This window comes from Bilifractor sp. LCP19S3_H10 (assembly GCF_052119185.1).
Classification (GTDB): domain Bacteria; phylum Bacillota; class Clostridia; order Lachnospirales; family Lachnospiraceae; genus Bilifractor.
Genome location: NZ_JBQKFT010000003.1, coordinates 1 through 17315 on the forward strand (window position 1 = coordinate 1; position 17315 = coordinate 17315).

Annotated in this window: 17 protein-coding genes; 1 reads left to right on the forward strand and 16 read right to left on the reverse strand. The window is 43.6% G+C overall.

Going from position 1 to position 17315, the window contains the following annotated elements:
- Window positions 1–799 (forward strand): IS66 family transposase (tnpC, locus tag ACTQZS_RS03180; RefSeq protein WP_441474562.1); only part of this gene is annotated, 799 nt, incomplete at its 5' end.
- Between the two features lie 441 nt (window positions 800–1240).
- Here tnpC and ACTQZS_RS03185 read toward each other — a convergent pair.
- The 16 genes from ACTQZS_RS03185 to ACTQZS_RS03260 form a co-directional block, all read right to left on the reverse strand.
- Entirely contained in the window at window positions 1241–1564 is a 324-nt protein-coding gene (locus ACTQZS_RS03185) for a hypothetical protein (RefSeq protein WP_004613237.1), read from the reverse strand.
- A 53-nt stretch (window positions 1565–1617) separates the two neighbouring features.
- The gene (locus ACTQZS_RS03190; protein WP_441474563.1) at window positions 1618–2529 is read right to left on the reverse strand and encodes an ORF6N domain-containing protein; all 912 of its coding nucleotides are present in this window, start codon (window positions 2527–2529) and stop codon (window positions 1618–1620) included.
- A gap of 426 nt (window positions 2530–2955) precedes the next feature.
- Window positions 2956–3702, reverse strand: a complete 747-nt coding sequence (locus tag ACTQZS_RS03195; RefSeq protein ID WP_441474564.1) for a GNAT family N-acetyltransferase — start codon at window positions 3700–3702, stop codon at window positions 2956–2958.
- 4 nt (window positions 3703–3706) lie between these two features.
- On the reverse strand, window positions 3707–4345 hold the full coding sequence (locus ACTQZS_RS03200; RefSeq protein ID WP_105303942.1) for a GyrI-like domain-containing protein: 639 nt from the start codon (window positions 4343–4345) through the stop codon (window positions 3707–3709).
- A gap of 5 nt (window positions 4346–4350) precedes the next feature.
- A complete protein-coding gene (locus ACTQZS_RS03205; protein ID WP_441474565.1) occupies window positions 4351–5262 on the reverse strand; it encodes a helix-turn-helix transcriptional regulator in 912 nt (303 codons plus the stop codon).
- A gap of 437 nt (window positions 5263–5699) precedes the next feature.
- Complete coding sequence (locus ACTQZS_RS03210; protein ID WP_441474566.1) at window positions 5700–6608, reverse strand: radical SAM mobile pair protein B; 909 nt, start codon at window positions 6606–6608, stop codon at window positions 5700–5702.
- On the reverse strand, window positions 6596–7285 hold the full coding sequence (locus ACTQZS_RS03215) for a radical SAM mobile pair protein A (protein ID WP_441474567.1): 690 nt from the start codon (window positions 7283–7285) through the stop codon (window positions 6596–6598). Before ACTQZS_RS03215 ends, ACTQZS_RS03210 begins: the two co-directional genes overlap by 13 nt.
- The gene (locus ACTQZS_RS03220; RefSeq protein WP_194611713.1) at window positions 7282–7719 is read right to left on the reverse strand and encodes a radical SAM mobile pair system MarR family transcriptional regulator; all 438 of its coding nucleotides are present in this window, start codon (window positions 7717–7719) and stop codon (window positions 7282–7284) included. Before ACTQZS_RS03220 ends, ACTQZS_RS03215 begins: the two co-directional genes overlap by 4 nt.
- Window positions 7720–7852: 133 nt before the next feature.
- Window positions 7853–8305 carry a GNAT family N-acetyltransferase gene (locus ACTQZS_RS03225; protein WP_270441643.1) on the reverse strand — a complete coding sequence of 151 codons (453 nt, stop codon included), beginning with the start codon at window positions 8303–8305 and terminating at the stop codon, window positions 7853–7855.
- Window positions 8306–8434: 129 nt separating this feature from the next.
- A complete protein-coding gene (locus tag ACTQZS_RS03230) occupies window positions 8435–9868 on the reverse strand; it encodes a transposase (protein WP_441474568.1) in 1434 nt (477 codons plus the stop codon).
- Between the two features lie 8 nt (window positions 9869–9876).
- Window positions 9877–10140, reverse strand: a complete 264-nt coding sequence (locus ACTQZS_RS03235; protein WP_441474569.1) for a transposase — start codon at window positions 10138–10140, stop codon at window positions 9877–9879.
- Between the two features lie 281 nt (window positions 10141–10421).
- Complete coding sequence (locus ACTQZS_RS03240; RefSeq protein ID WP_090162423.1) at window positions 10422–10946, reverse strand: GNAT family N-acetyltransferase; 525 nt, start codon at window positions 10944–10946, stop codon at window positions 10422–10424.
- Window positions 10947–11575: 629 nt separating this feature from the next.
- Window positions 11576–13036 (reverse strand): Lsa family ABC-F type ribosomal protection protein, encoded by a 1461-nt coding sequence (locus ACTQZS_RS03245; RefSeq protein ID WP_002584327.1) that lies wholly within the window; start codon window positions 13034–13036, stop codon window positions 11576–11578.
- 721 nt (window positions 13037–13757) lie between these two features.
- Window positions 13758–15329: a recombinase family protein gene (locus ACTQZS_RS03250; protein WP_441474570.1), complete on the reverse strand. Its 1572-nt coding sequence runs from the start codon at window positions 15327–15329 to the stop codon at window positions 13758–13760.
- Entirely contained in the window at window positions 15329–15730 is a 402-nt protein-coding gene (locus tag ACTQZS_RS03255; protein ID WP_441474571.1) for a hypothetical protein, read from the reverse strand. The genes ACTQZS_RS03250 and ACTQZS_RS03255 overlap by 1 nt, the downstream gene beginning before the upstream one ends.
- A complete protein-coding gene (locus ACTQZS_RS03260) occupies window positions 15727–17289 on the reverse strand; it encodes a recombinase family protein (protein ID WP_441474572.1) in 1563 nt (520 codons plus the stop codon). The genes ACTQZS_RS03255 and ACTQZS_RS03260 overlap by 4 nt, the downstream gene beginning before the upstream one ends.
- Between the last annotated feature and the right edge of the window lie 26 nt (window positions 17290–17315).

A 17315-nucleotide genomic window follows, 5' to 3' on the forward strand; every position in this document is an offset into this window, starting at 1 on the left:
GGGAGCCAAAAGCTATATGTGGGTCTACCGTACAGGGAAGATGTATCGTGACAAACCGATCATCCTCTACGAATATCAGAAAGAACGAAAAGCGGATCATCCGCGTGAGTTCCTGAAGACATTCAACGGTGTAGTGGTGACCGACGGATACGAGGTCTACCACAAACTGGCCCGAGAGCGGCAGGATCTGAAGATTTCCGGATGCTGGTCACATGCCCGGCGACGGTTTTCAGAAGTAGTGAAAGCTGCTGGCCCGGAGGCCGGTAAACGGACGGTTGCGTATCAAGCACTTCAACGAATTGCGCAGATCTATCAGGCCGATAATGGCCTGTCCGATCTTTCTGCAGAAGAACGAGTGAAAAAACGCCAGACCCTCGTCAAACCGCTTGTCGAGGACTTTTTCGCATGGCTGAAAGAATTTCATTCCCGGATTCCTTCAAGAACCAAGACAGGCAATGGTTTTGACTACTGCCTGAAACAGGAGCCATATCTCAGATATTTCCTGAATGACGGTGAAGTGCCGATCGACAACAATGCCGCCGAACAGGTTATCCGTCCATTCTGCGTAGGAAAAAAGAACTGGCTGATGATTGACACGATTGCCGGGGCAAAAGCGAGCGCTATCATTTACAGCATTGCTGAAACGGCGAAAGCAAACCATCTGAATCCGTTCCGATACTTCGAATTAGTCCTGACAGAGATTCCAAAGCATATGGAAGACACAGATAGAACCTTTCTGAAAAAGCTCGAACCTTGGTCTCAGGATCTACCGGCGGAATGCAGGAAACAACTTAACTAGCAACTTGCAGCTGCCAGAAATGGCAGCTGTATTTTTTTATAAGGTACTGGCGGTTTACCGCTTACGTTCTTACCAACCCCAATCCCACATTTTCGCTTAATTTGTGAGATATACGGGTTGGATACCTTTAACCCGCTATGCTCCAGTACATAGTCCTTGATCTGGGTGTAAGTTGCCCCATCCTGAAATTCGGACATATCCATATCTTCCAAAGAGAACTCAACCCGAATCTTTTTCGAGTCGACCTCACCCTTGGAAAGCAAGACAACCGTCTCAACATGCCCCGAGACAGTAGAAAAAATAATCATACTGCTTCATGCTGTCTGGGAATTGGTCAAGGTAGGGACATGCTGTTCGGGAATTTGTCAGAAATATGATGCTCCATTACCTTCAATGATATCAGCGACATTGCAAAACACATTGAACTGGAATTTGACTTTCCTATTTTCTTAAAATCTCATGTGGAGCTTCTATTTCATTTGCCAAGGTATGCTCTGTTAATTCTGACATCAATTTCAATTTTTTATTAATCAATGGTCGCATACAATTAGGAACATGTTCCTGATGCGCTCTGTGGATCGCTACACATTCCTTACAGTTTCCGTGATAACGACAGGCTTTCAGGCAAGGACAGTGATCTTTGTCTTTATACTCCTTACGAAATTCCGCTGCAAATTCTTCTTGCAGTCTCAGTCCCTCGACACGGTTTCCCTTATGAAATTCTACCATTGCATCCAGTTCTTTCTGGTTCCCTTCAATCTTCATGTTATTATAGCGCCTCCATTTCAACTATTCCTCATTCTCTGATAAATTCTGATTTACAACCGGTTCAGTATGTCCTGTATTGTTTGTTCATCCTGAATCTGTGAGATTCCGAAACACTTTTTCCCAGCATCTTTTAGTGAGGCGCCGACATGGTAACCGACTGTATCATCCAGAATCAGAAAGCGATCATGGAAAGCAGTCATGTGCTTTACCGTAAGATTTGGATATTGCGAATTAAACGTGTTGATGTCTCTATTGCTTAGCCGCGTATTATTGAAAGTATAAATAATCACATCAACACCGGGATTCTTCTTTGCCAGAATATTAAGCGTTCCAATATCCACATATCCATCTATCAGAACAATTTTCTTAATTGCCTTCTGCACCAGTGAGATCAGAAGCTCAAATGCATCATAAATCTGCCCATCAAAGAATATTTTCTGCTCTGATTCAGCATGATCATCAATATACGCAAAAACCTTGTCGAACTTCTTATCCGTCTGTTTCTGAAACTCAAGTTGTTTTAATTCAACAGCACAGATTCTTTCGAACAGAGCGGCATTACTGGCAATAAAGCGGCGCATTTCAACAAATGCATTGATGATCTGAATACTGACTTGAATGGCCGTATCGCTCCTTAGAACCGCAGACAGCATAGCTACTCCCTGCTCCGTAAAGACATATGGCATATATCGCCTTCCGCCTCTCCCCTTCTTTGAGGTCACAATTTGTGACCTCAAAGAATCATATTCTTCCTGCGTTAATTGGAACCGGAATTCCGCAGGAAATCTTTCTATATTTCTCTTGACCGCTTGATTAAAAACTTTCGTATCCACTTTATATAAAGCAGCCAAATCACTATCAAGCAGGACCTGATGCCCACGGACAAAATAAATGATATCCCTTATCGGCCTTGTATCAGTCTGTATTTCTGCCGATTCAACTGTTTTGATTTCATTATCCATAACGTTCCTCATGCATCTTTAAATACCAATTTGTCATCACAAGTTCTGTCTATAATAGTATAAGCATGTTTTGCACAAAGCCCTGATTTATATCTTGGAATACCTATCTTTCCTTCTTCCAAGTGGCTTTGAAATCAGTAGCAATTATATTCATTTCTCATCAGCACAATTTCGTTACTTAGTATATCATGTTTGGAATTCGTGAAAAACAGAAAAGCCGTCCCACAGCCACGCCAGACCAACTTTTACATTTTTTCTAAAAAGAAAACGCGGCACCCGCCTCTCTTCTCAGAAAGACGGATGCCGCAGAAATGGCTTAAACACGGGCTTTTTCGGCCCTCTTTCAATTTGTTCTTGTTAGCAGAGCCACTGTCTCGACGTTGTTCCACATGAGCAACAAAAACTCCATGGCGGTATTGCTCCTGATCAAGCATTCACAAGTTTCAGAAACTTTTTATCGTTCATCTGCTCATTCGTAATATATTCTCCGTCATGAAACAACGCATAGTTTGTAATCGGAGTAGGAGTATTCTGTGCTTTCTCTCTGCTTTCGATATGGATCGCATGGAATGGTATATCATTTTCTCTGGCAGTCTGCTCCAGCACTGGAACATACTTCGCATTGAACGGACACTGGCTGGTGTAATACAGTACATAACCTTTTTCTTCTATGCGCGGATGCTTTGCACATTCCCTGAAATGAGGCTTGTCTGCATCCGTCACAAATGGCAAGTACCACAACTGAATGCCATTGTCCGCCTCGTCGCATACGGTAAAGCCCTTATATTTCAGAAACTTAGGGTCGACAAGGAACGGCTTCTTCTTAGCTGCTGCTAATATACACAGCCCTTTCTTCCCCTTTTCTTTACTGTCCTCAATACAGGCGTTCAGCAATTCTGCAGAATAGCCATGACCTTTGAAGGAACCGGACACCCACAGGCAATCGATATACATATAGCCGTCAGCCTGGATTGGAACCCACGCGTTCTCAGCCGGGATATATTCTATAAAGCACTTTCCCCGCTCCACACTCTTCAGAAAGACAAGCCCCTCTTCAAACCTGTCGGCCAGCCACGCCTTCTTCGATGACACCTGAACATCCTTATTATTGGAAATGGCACAGCAGATATGCTCCTTTTCCAGATTTTCCTTTGTAACTCTGATGTACTCCATCGGATCAATTCTCCTTCACTTTTATCGGATGACGGATCACGGTCCTCAGCTTCTCCGGTGCTGCTTTCCGCGCATCGCTCAGATAAATCTCATGGTGCATGCGTTCGTCCGTAATATCAAGAGCATATCCCTGCTCTTCCATAAATCTGTGCATCGCCGCTACCGTGGCAGGCTCATCATCATAAGCCCCGATATGCATACACTGAACACACAGCCCTTCATCATAGGTAAAAAACTCAACTTTCGAAAAATCCTGTTTCTTTTTTGCCGCAGCTTCTTTGACAGCCCAGTCAAAATCATCTTTCGTCACAAAATCCGGCAGACGGATGACGGAGATCCACCGGAAAGAATCCTTATGGGTATAATCGACACCGATCACTCCATCCTGCCACCAGAATCCTTCCAAAGGCGGCACCACATAATCAAAATATCCATCGATCTGATAGCTGCCTTTCTTACTCATCTTGATCGTAAAAGCAATACCGTACAGAAGACCTATCGCCTGTTTGTACTCGCCTTCCTCATCATTGGGATCCCCGCTGCCGCGTACCGCGATAAAATTCATTTCCGGCACAGTTACTATTGAAGGTGTTCCTTTCGGCATATAGAATTCTTGGTATTCTTTTTTGAAATCAAATGCCATAAATGTTAATCCTCCTCATAAAGCTGTAATGTCTCCTCTGCATTCCTGCAGATAATATCCCGCGCTTCTGCCGGCTCCAGCACTTCAGCCTTCGCTCCGAAAGTCATGAGCCAGGTCACAAGGTTTTCCATATCCGTGTAGTCCGCTGTAAAGAGCAGTCTTCCATCATCCGCTTCTGTAAAGCAATCAGGTCCGAAGTCTTCGATCAGGCGCCATTTCATATCCGGTGAAAATAACGCCTTAACCTTAATCTCACCCGGAAATATTTTTTCAGCTGAAAGATCCGGCATAGGTGCATCTCGACAGACAAATTCTTTATCCGTTTCTGTAACGCGATCCATGCGATTCAGCTTAAACAATCTGTAATCCTTACGATCCATACACCAGCCCCAAAGGTACCAGCTTGACCATCGAAATACCAGATAATAAGGTTCAACCGTCCGCTCGCTGTCACCGGACGGAGCATAATACCGAAACCGGACCATGTGCCTGTCTCCGATCGCATCCTGTATCGTTTCTATCTTCGGCGCCAGCGAATCCCGATACCACGATGACAGATCGATCAAAATGGAATCCCGTCCGCTGATGAACTCAGAAGATCCCGCCTGTATTTTTTCCATCAGCTGACCGTAATAACTGCTCCCGCTCACGCTGTCCAGGCTTCTCAGTCCTGCAAGGATCATCTGCATGTCCCTTGATGTCAGGATCGTCCTGTCCATCCGGTATCCGTCCATAATACTGATCCCGCCGCCAGTGCCCTGAACTGTACGAACAGGAATACCGGCCTTGCAAAGGTCCTCAATATCTCGGTTAATCGTTCTGCGAGACACTTCAAACCTTTCTGCCAGTTCCGGAGCTGTTGTCTTGTCTTCCTGCAATAAGATTGACAATATTCCTATCAGCCTGTCTATCTTCATGTTCTCTTACGCTCCATTTATATACTAACGCATATAACACGACATCAGTATGTCATGTTTATTATATCAGAGCAATGCAATTTCAGCAAAAGGAAAACCTGTGGAAATCCCATATCACGGTTCATTCCACAGGTTTTTTCACATACTCTTCAAACTTTAGTAGTCTGTCAAATGTCTTTCTCTGAACTCTTGATCCTGTAATAATCCTCAGCATCAACGCTAATCTCAACACAGTCCTTCGGCTTCGCATTTTTGTTGCTCAAGAGGACAACGGTCTCGACGTGCCCCGAGACCGTAAAAAAAATAATCATTCTGGTTCATGCTGTCTGGAAATTGGTCAAGGTAGGGACATGCTGTTCGGGAATTTGTCAGAAATATGATGTTGCTCCATTACCTTCAATATATCAGCGACATTGCAAAACACATTGAACTGGAAGTTAGCGATTTCTTTTTCCGGTATTCTCTGTCCCACGGATTTCCTCATGATAGAAATAATCTACGATCACCGGATGCCCCTGCGGGACTCTGCCATAAGGCATTTCATTATCCACAAAGGCACAATCATATTTCTTGGCCATTTCCTCAGCTTTTACTTCAAGTGCTTCAAAGTAGCTGCGGTTATGCTTGTTATAGATCTCGTCGTAAAGTGGTACAAGATCAGGATATTTTCCGGCGATATAATCCATAATTGTTTTTTTGAAACCGCCTCGAAGATTGAGATTTTCGAGCCAGAACAGATCGCACTGATCCTTTACCCGATCAAAGATTGCTTCAAAATCCGTGATACCGGGGAATACCGGGGATACGAAACAGACTGTACGGATACCTGCTTCATATACCTGCTTCATAGCAGAGATACGGCGCTCAATGCTCGAAGCAGAGTCCATATCGTTCTTGAAATTTTCATCCAGTGTGTTGATCGACCATGAAACGGTTACACGTCCAAGCTTCTTCAGCAGATCAATATCCCGTACCACAAGATCCGACTTTGTGCAGATCAGAATATCTGCGTCACTGCCGATCAGCTGCTTCAGAAGTTTTCTGGTATTCCCGAATTGCTCCTCCTGTGGATTGTAGCCATCTGTCACAGAACCGATGACTACCCGCTGTCCGGCATATTTCTTCGGATTTTTAATTTCCGGCCAATGCTTCACATCAAGGAAAGCGCCCCATTCCTCCTTGTGCCCGGTAAAGCGCTTCATAAAAGAAGCATAGCAATAATTGCAGGCATGTGTACAGCCCACATAGGGATTGACCGAGTAACCGCCTACCGGCAGACTGGACTTAGTCATGATGTTTTTTGTTTCCACCTCACGAATGAGGATTCCATTTATTACTTCTTCCATGATTTCTGTACCTCTAACACTTTATTAAATTCTTCCGGCATCTCCTGAATCATATTTTCATCCCCTATGATAGGGACAAGGTCTTCCTTCATAAACACCGGAATGCCGAGCTTATGTGCCTGGTCCGCCAGAGACCATGCCCATTCCGGCTCCGTATGAATCTTCCTGCTCTGAGCTCCGGTCATGGTGCCCACAACGATCCAATTGATTCTGGAAAGGTCAACTGTGCCGGGATCGTCGAATAACGGCTCAAAGGTAACATGGTAATGTTTTGCTCTGACATTTTTCCGAATGGCGTCGATACGCCACAGTTCTGCTTTCCTCGTCACCGTAACGCCAAACCATGCGTTTTCCAGATCGGTATCAAAATCCAGCAAATCAGGTCTCTTGGTAAGGAACAGGAACTGATGTTGTGGATTTTCACGGATCTTTGCAAACACATCGTCTCTCCATTCCGGCTTCCATCCAGAGAGATCGCTCATGCCGGTGAGAAGAAAGTTCTGCGGACGTTTCTTTTCCATCATCCTGAGCTTGCCTGGAAAGAACTCAGGATCAGAGAAGTCATCAATCATATGCCAGCGTTTCACATTGTTGCGGGCATAGCAATATGTACATCCCACTTTGCAGCCAATGACGATATTCATGTTCTGAATCTGATCTTTGATACAAATACTCATGACTTCTGCCACTCCTCAAGATTCTTTCTGATGCGGTCGAGGTATTCCTCAAACTGGGTAATTTCTTCCTCTGAAAAACCTTTGTAGTAAATACTGCCCATCTCATCAGATACAGAATCGTACTCGCCCTTTAAGGCATGTGCTTTCTCAGTCAGAAACAGGAGTGTTTTTCTTTTGTCCGTTTCAGACTGAACACGGCTTATCAGCCCTTGATTTTCCATTCTTTCCAGCATCGTAGTAAGAGATGTTATCGCTAATCCGCATTTAGTCGAGAGTGCCCTGATAGAGATACCATCCTCCTGCCACAGCACATAAAGAATACGTCCCTGGGCTCCATTAAACGCATCAATGTTCTTTTCACTGAGAATCTTCTCGAAAATCCGGTCTCCAAGTTGTTTTATTTTGGTGACAAGAAATCCTCCATTCATGTCCATGCAAAAGCTCCTATATAGTAGTTTATTAAAAATATACTATATAGGAGCTTTATTATCAACAGTTTCTATGTCTTACTAGGTAAATTCCATTTTTCTCAATTCTCCAAACTGGAATTTGCATATAGCTTCCCGTTTACAGCTTATACTGCATAAAGTTATCATTATGCACAAAGCCATATGCGGTATACAACTTCACACCCATTTCAGAAGCTGTAATCTGAACTGTGCCGCAGCCATATGATTTTGCCTCATTTACAACTCTATCAAGGAGTTCTTTCGCAATACCCCGCCGTCTGTATGCCGGATTCGTAAACATACTTGACAATAACCCTATTCTGCCAGAAGGACATCCAAAATACGGAGGCTTTTCCACAAACGACATACCGCTGGTTCCAATGATTGTATCTCCATCAAATGCTAACCATGAGACAAAAGTTCCGTCTGCCATATGTCTGCTGTAATAATCCATCAGAGCCGGCGCCAAATCGATATCCTCTTTAGCCCCTTCTTCTCTCAACTGCTCTATCCGCATTTGAATATATACTTCCAGATCAGAGGTAGTTAGCTTTTTATAAACGATTCCCATTTGTACCCCCCAGGCCGTCCGAAAACCTTGATTTTCTGTGGCCTGACAACCAATTCTGGCATAAAATATGCCCATTTTTCATGCACATTGAAAGCTGAATAAAGTACACAGTTTCAGAAGACAAAAGGTTTATGTTGCAGTCATCAGCTCCATCATTTTGTCGAACCCAAGCAACTTTTTTGCCCGTTCGATGTTATATCCAAGACAAAAGAGCGCAAACTCTCCTGTCACCTTCTTTATCCCATTCAGGAGAAAGTAAGTGAATCCGAGTGACCTTTTTATTGTTCCAAAGGGATGCTCCGAAAGGCACATCCTTTTGGATGTCTTCGCGATATCTGGCTTCAGGAAAAATCTCACAATTTTAACCATCTCATAATGAGATTTTCCTTTTTTATCCACGCCACATGAATCCGGCACCCTACCTTCGCTCTTCAGCCAATCGATACACGGTTTTTCAAGCTTGTCCTTCGAGAAATCAACTTCCTTCCACTCGTTCTTCCCGTGGTAACACTTATTACGGTTCGGACAATGACGGCAGGCATTCTTATTTGCATACCGGATCTGTCCGCCCTTCTTGATACATTTCTGCCGAAGGATTTCACCCGCCGGACAATACACAAGATTGCGTTCCGGATCTCTGACGAAGTAGCCTTGCATCGCCCGCTCTTTCATAGCTTCCGGTGTCCCATATGGTGATTTTATTTCTTCGGATGTATCATTGCTTACCTTCCTGCGGACATTTTCAACCTTAATATCGCTGATCACATCTTTGTAAGCTTCAGGTATCTGTCCGGAATGAAGTGCTTTCTTCAGCTCGTTAGGCTTCGTGCTGGTAATATCTGCCTCGGCTTCTTCATACGGAATCTCGATTTCATATCCATCTTTTCCATCATCTGTGATCACGTGGGGGATAATTCCGTTGTCAAGACATTCTGCCATATCATTTGTGTCTTCATATCCCTTATCTGCCACAGCTTCCAAAACCTGATTTGGAGAATCCTTTCTGATCTGATCCATCGTTGGGCCAATCAATCCATGGTCAGTAACCTGGTTTGTCATCTCAAAGTTCCGGATCAGATGCGTCTCTGAATCCACCGCTGTCTGGGGATTATAAGATACAGCAAAACCGTTCTTATTCTTCATCAACCGGGCATCAGCGTCAGTCAGAGAAAGCTGCGAAGCACCAGTTTCTTCCATTATCTTCTGGTATCCTCTGTATCTCTCCAGACGTTCCTGTGCTTCTTTCAGCTTCTGTTCAACCAGTCCACGTGTAAGTTCAACATCCTCATCCAAATCTTTCTCTTCATCCATTTCTTTCAGAATACGAAGGTATTCGTCCGTATGTCCATCAAGCCATTTGATCCTGTCATCAAGCTTGTTCTTAGTAAAGTTGTTATTCTTGGAATTGTTTGCCTGAAACTTACTGCCATCTATTGAAGAAAACCCCCACTCGACCGCTCCGGCAAGTCTTCGATTGAACTCATGAAACAGTTTCTTCAGAACATCAATGTTGTCCTTGCGGAAATCAGATATCGTCCGAAAATCTGGTTTTGCTCCGCCCATCAGCCAGATCACTTCAATGTTAACTTCGCAGGCCGTTGAAGCTTTCTGGAAGAACGGATCTCGTTCCGGCATCCATATATATACAGTTTCAACAGCCCTTTCGGATCATAAGTGGGCCGCCCTTCTGTGGCAGCTTCCTTGACTCCGTATTTCTGAAGATCAAGACTGTTAACAAAAGCATCTATGAGACGTGCTGTACTCTCGGGATCAACAAACGAATCCATCGAGCAAAACATCATTTGATTTCTGTCACAGGTTTTAACGTATGGCATTCTTGACTCCTGAAATCGTAAAATATCGTATATGTTCTATAACAATTATACTATATTTCGTATTTCAGACCCAGGAATAATGCGTACTTTATTCAGTTTTCAAGGTGCAAATGTATATGTGAAACGGGTTCATGGTGGAATCCGTAACAACCAATTCATCAGGTACTCAATCCGCTAGTTTTCGGACAGTCTGCCCCAAAAAAAATCCCGATTTTGCGTCATCCCGACAAACGGGAATTTGTTTGTACAATGTTCAAGATATAACTGTTATTATGTCTTGATTAGAGTACAAACTCATATAAGAGGAACTTCCTCGGTACTCCAATATCAACATATGTGATTTCAACCTTATCCACATACTTAAATCCAAACGACATATACATTTTCTGTGGAATATCATTTCCCTCTATGCAATCAAGACGAATTGATTTAAGGTTTCTTTCCCTTGCTGTGTCAATTGCGTGTTGAACTAACTGCTTCGAGTATCCATGACCTCCATATTCCGGAAGGACACGCAAGGCATGAAGAACTACTGTCTCGTTATCATTTGCATCAATAAGCCATTTAACTGCGTGATACGCCTCATCACGATCATGATTCATAATATACGCTGCAACAATTCGACCATCTTCAATACCGATAAACTGATTTCTCTCTTTGATTGCATCTTTGATCATTTCATCTGGAGGGAAACCACCTTTATCTCCCTCCGGCAGAAAATCTTTTCCGCTCAAAACTTTACACATACCGTCATAAAACTGTCGCAATTCTATAAAATTTTTCTCTTCTGCATATCTGATAATCATAGAAATCTATCCCTCCAACTTCCGATTTATATCTTGGAATATATATCTTGTCTTCTTCCAAGTGGCTTTGAAATCAGTGGCAATTATATCCATTTCTCATCAGCACAATTTCGTTACTTAGTATATCATGTTTGGAATTCGTGAAAAACAGAAAAGCCTTCCCACAGTCACGCCAGACCAACTTTCACATTTTTTCTAAAAGAAAAAGTGGCACCCGCCTCTCTTCTCAGAAAGACGGATGCCGCAAAAATGGCTTAAACACGGGCTTTTCCAGCCCTCTTTCAATTTGTTCTTGTTAGCAGAGCCACTGTCTCAACATGCCCCGAGACAGTTGAAAATATAATCACGCTGCCTGACTGTTTGCGGGAACATGTCAATAATTCGCCTCTGTTTGCGGAAACATATCTAAAACTCAGGCATCAAATGAGGAAACATATCTAAAGGAATCAAGGCGACAAACTGGAATTTGAGTCTCTGTAAAGCTGGAATTAACCCATACAATTATTTTAATTTAGAGGTTCTTACGCAATTATCCGTATTTTGTAATTTTTCAATACTGGAATGCCAGTGTAAATCAGCATTCTCCATTTTTATTAAAGCGAAAAACGTAAAATTGCGGAAGAACCAATTTAGATATTCACAATTTTACTTGCCACAGTATCTCGAAAAACACTGTCATGTTCTACCAGGAGCATGGTCGGGGCAAACTCCGTTATGAGTTGTTCAATCTGCATACGTGAGTACACATCAATAAAGTTGAGCGGTTCATCCCATACATACAAGTGTGCCTTTTCACAAAGGCTTTTCGCAATTAGGACTTTCTTCTTTTGCCCGCCAGAAAAGTCTTTAATATCCTTTTCAAACTGTACACGCTCAAAGTCCATTTTCCTAAGAATTGCCTTGAACAAACTTTCATCAAGGTTGTTTTCTTCTGCAAACTCGGAAAGGGTTCCACATAAATACGATGTATCCTGTGGCACATAAGAAATTACAAGCCCAGAGCCAAGTGTTACTGTACCCGTATAATCTATGGACTGCCCGACTACCAACTTTAACAGGCTACTTTTGCCACTGCCGTTCTTTCCATCAAGCACAATGCGTTCTCCCTGTCTTATTTCAAACGAAACGGGTTCACAAACTGAAATGCCATCATAATAAACTACTACATTCGATAATGATGCAAGCAAATCTGTATGGTAATTAAGCGGTTGTATCTTGAGGGCTTCTGCGGTTTCCATATTTTTCAGCAATGCTGATTTTTGTTCGATTGTCTGTTGTTGTCTCGCTTCTATAGATTTTGAACGCTTCATCATTTTGGCGGCTTTATGACCGACATAACCTTTATCTGCTGCCCCAATTTTGGAAGCTTCTACACGTTCAGACCATACTGCAGCGCGTTTTGCCGACTGCTGTAATCGTCTGATGTCCTTTTGCAAACGTTCGTTCTGAGCCAGTTCAAATTCTTGCTGTCGCTCAAAATTTGACATCCATGATGAAAAGTTTCCTCTTTGCACTTCGATATTCGCTCGGTTAATCGATAGAATATAGTCAACACAATCGTCAAGAAAGCGACGATCGTGAGAAACTAAGATGAATCCCTTTTTCTTTTTCAGATATGCCGCCACACTTTTTCTCGCTTTGGCATCCAAATGGTTGGTAGGTTCATCAATCAGTAGGAAATGCCCTTCATTAAGAAAAAGAGCGGCAATCAAAACCTTTGTCTGCTCTCCGTTGGAAAGTGTTTCAAAAGGTCGCCAAAGCACATCGACATCAACATCAAGATAAGAAAGTTCTCGCATAAGTTCCCATTCTTCCGCAAGTGGGCAAATCTCCTGCAATATATCCTCTGTAATACGATTCTTATCTGAAACGGGATAAGGAAAATAATCAAACTGTACGGATGATAGGATTTTTCCACTATACTCATATTTCCCAAGCAGAAGATTCAGAAAGGTTGTTTTACCTCGTCCGTTTCTGCCCACAAAACCAAGCTTCCAATCGGTATCAACCTGGAAACTGACATTTTCAAAAACATTATCATAACTTGTCGGATATGAAAACGTAAGGTTTTCAATTTTAATCATTGACATAAATATTATCCTCCTTTGCATGTCATACGATACAAAGTCGGTTCGGTGAATGTTTACTACGTATAGATTTCACCAAAAGGAACCGACACTATACGGAGTGAATCATGTGTAACTATCTGTTCTGCACTATTCATAAAGCACCTCCAAAACAAAATAAGAGCCACAAGAAAGTTTATCCTTGCAGCTCGTCATAGCATAAAATAACACCACTAAGCAAAAGTGGCAACAGCACTATATTGAGTAAGATAGACATATAACTTTCTTGCAATAGACACAATAATGCCAAAGTATAGCACTACCGCATATTTTGATTTTATTTGCAAGAAAAGTTAATCATCTTCCCACCTCTTTCTAAATTTCAAAATATTATACCATAAATCGCAGGCAAATACAAGTGGTTATAAAAATTTAACAAATCGCTTATAATACAATCATATAACTTTACGCATTCCTTACTGACCGTAAAATTCTGATTTGTTAAACTCTTTAGCGACTCCATCTTCTTATCCTTCAGACAAGAAGCATCCCTCGCTCTAAAGGGCTCGGTCAATTCCGATTTTCACTACCGACCCACTTCTTTGCATGGAAGTTTATCAAATATAACCATCTGATATTTTCTATAGACTCATTTAGGCCCAATGTTAGTTTAATATGGTAGCATTATCTTGCCAACAGGAAAAGCCGCCCCGGAATCCCGAGACGGCATGAAATATTTTCATCCTTAAATTATGATGTCCTCTTTTGCTCCACCCTTCACCATGATGGTGAGCTTGGCAGGGAAGACCCTGATCTCCTCTATGAAGTTTCGCACCAGCTGCTCATCATAGGCGAGCACCTTATCCTTTGCTTTCTCGACGGATTCCCGCAAAGCAGCAACCCGTTCTTCGTCGCGCTTCCGTTCCGACTTTGTGGTCTCAATCTCGTTTTTTCTTTCTCTGAGCTGCTGGATCTGTTCAGCAAGCTCCGTTGTATTCTTTCCGGCCTTGACCCGGGAAAGAACCTGCTGCTGAAGCTCGGCCAGTTTGGAATTGATGTCGGCAAGTACAATATCCGTGTTTCCTGTGGTCAATTCCTGCACATCCAAGCATATGTCGTTGTATATTCTGTCCTCATCAAGGATCAGATCCTGTACCGCTTTGACGACAGCTTTCTGAAGATCGGCTTCTCTTATCGTTCTGGAATGACAGCCGCTTTTTTTGCCCTTTTGCAGGCGTGATCTGCATCTCCACACAAGTACTTTCTCCCCTTTCAGGATCCAGTGTGTTCGCTGAAATGACGCACCGCATTCACCGCAGATCACCTTGCCACTCATAGCAATATGGCTACAATATTTCTCATTCAGCTTTCCTTCTCGGCGGAGTTCAGAACGTCGTGTCATTTCAGCCTGGACTTCGAAGAACAGCTCCTTCGGTATTATCGCGGGATGATCGTCTTTGACATAGTACTGTGGCAAGTGGTCGACGTTCTTTACTCTTTTCTTCTGCAGCGTATCAATTGTGACGGTTTTCTGGAGCAGCGCATCTCCTATGTACTTCTCGTTGGAAAGGATTTTCTGTACAGTTGTTCCGTACCATTTTGTTTTCCCGTCCCCGGTTTTAATACCATCATGCTCGAGCCCTTTTGCAATGCTGATGGTGCTTCCGCCCTCAAGATACTCACGATAAATTCTTTTCACTACTTCCGCCTCTTCAGGTACGATCTCCAGCTTTCCATCCTCACCTTTTGTATATCCTAGAAATCTATTGTAGTTCACATTTACTTTGCCCCGTTGAAATCTGTACTGGTATCCCAGCTTTACGTTCTGCGATAAGGATTCACTCTCCTGCTGCGCCAGCGATGAAAGGATCGTCAGAAGGACCTCTCCATTTGCGTCGAGAGTATTGATACCTTCCTTCTCGAAATAAATACCGATGTTCTTTGTTCTGAGCTTCCGCACCGTCTGCAGGCAATCAACCGTATTTCTGGCGAATCGGCTGATCGATTTCGTGCGGATCATATCAATCTTCCCAGCCATCGCGTCATCAATCATCTGATTGAACTGATCACGCTTCTTGGTGTTTGTGGCGCTGATCCCATCGTCGGCATAAATCCCAGCCGACACCCATGCCGGATTCTTCTGTAATTCCTCTTTAAAGTGCTTAACCTGGGCATCGTAGCTTTCTTCCTGTTCGTCAGAATCCGTGGAAACCCGGCAGTATGCTGCTACGTGAATCTTCTTCTCATTTTCCTTTACCACCCGGTTCCCGATTTTCTTTCTGGCCGGAATGATGATAACCTCTGGTGCGTTTGCCATTATTCCTTCACCTCAATTCTTTCATATACATAAGCTGCTCTCGCAACTGGATCCTTCGGAAGTTCATCGTCCTTGTAATCCAGAAAGCGAAACTTGGTCCCGGGCATAATCTCCGTGGTCCTGATTGCAGGTCTCTTTTTCTTCTTCCGTTTTGCCTGAACCTCATCAAAGGTCTTTCCATCAATGATTTCCGGATAGAAGTCATCGCCTTTGTATCTGGGATTCTTGAGCATAAGAGACATGAATGGATGATTCTTTTGAATTCCCGAATCCCTAAGTGCCTGTGCTAAATTGCCATTCTTTGCGAATGAAGCAAAAGCAGCCCTCACCCGATCGGCCTCTCTGGGCTCAATGACCGGCTCTCCATTTTCGATCCGATAGCCATAAAGCACTGATCTCATTTCAATTCCTCCTTCAGCTCGAGTCCGCAGCTCAACCGGAACCCGATCATATTTCTCGAATACACGGCGATCTCATCAACGAACTCCAGAAATGCATTCTCGTCCATCTCTCTCGTGATGTTGTGGTCTCTCAGGTATCTGAGAAGTCGTCCCGCCTCGGTAGTGAATTTGTAGTTATTTGAAATGGCCATCGTCAGCGATGCCTTTTTCGATCCGAGGTCGTTCTTCTTATCGTTCAGGTCGGCAAGCTCTTTCTGGCATGTTGAAGGGTCGAGCACCCCATCAGCTGCAAGCTGCATGATCGCGGCCTGCTGTTTCAGAAGGGCCGAATACTTCTCGTCAATCTCGCCGATTTCCTTATCCGCTGTCTCTGTATCTAGGCTTTCAAGGTTTCTAATATATGGCTCCAGCACCTGACGCCGTGCAAAGATGAGCTTGTTCATCATGGTCGTAAACGCTGCTCGAATCTTGCTATCCTCAAGCACCTTAAGTGGACACTTGTCTTTATCACGAATGTGGGTAGGACATGCCCATGCATCATAAAACCCACTCTTTCTGCCGCTGCGTACAACATGCTTCAAGTGAGCCCCGCACTGCTGACAAACCATTTTCCCAGTGAAGAGGTGATTGGTTTGATAGGTGCCATCTCCATCCCGAATTTTTCTTTCCTTCTTCCTTTGTCCAATCAGGTGCTGTACTTTTTCAAAATCCTCCTGGGTAATGATAGGCTCGTGCGTATTCTTCAGATAATACTGGTCTACTTCACCGTGATTGTAATGATGATTGTATTCTTCATCAGTGAAAGTCTTCATGTAGAGCGTGTCTCCGATATACCGCTCATTGTGAAGCATGCCTCGTATGTTTGATGCACTCCACATTTTCCCGTTTCTAGGGGTCTTGATTCCGAGTTCATTCAGCTTATTGGCAATTTTATAGGACCCCATTCCATCAAGAGCCATGGAAAAGACCATCCTTACTATCTCTGCCTGCTCCTTATTGACGACCAGCTTCCCGTCATCGATGTCGTACCCATAAGGAGGTGTCCCCTGCTTATAGGTTCCACTCTTCATTCGGACCTTGATGCCCCACTTTTCATTGGTAGAAATGCTTCTCGATTCACTTTCTGCAAGGCTGCTCATGACTGCCAGCAGGAACTCGCTTCCCATCGTCAGTGTGTTGATGTTCTCCTTCTCAAAGTAGATCCCTACACCGCAGGCAGAAAGCTCCCGAGTCATATTCAGACAGTCGATCTTGTTCCGACTGAATCTTGAAATGCTTTTTGTCAGAATAAAATCGATCTTGCCCTGCTTCGCATCTTCGAGCATCTTTGCCAGCGCCTCTCTTCTCTCCGTCGAGGTACCGCTGACTGCCTCGTCGTAGTAAAGCCCTGCAAACTCCCAGTCGGGATTACTTTTTATGTAATCCTCGTAGTGCTCTCTCTGTGCCGTCAGGCTTTCTTCCTGCTCAGCGGATCCCGTTGAAACTCTGCAGTAAGCAGCTACCTTCAGTTTCTTCTTGTCATCCTTCTTCGAAGGATCGATCGTAGTTATCGTTGCCACCGTCTCGGCCTCCTTTCTGTACGTGA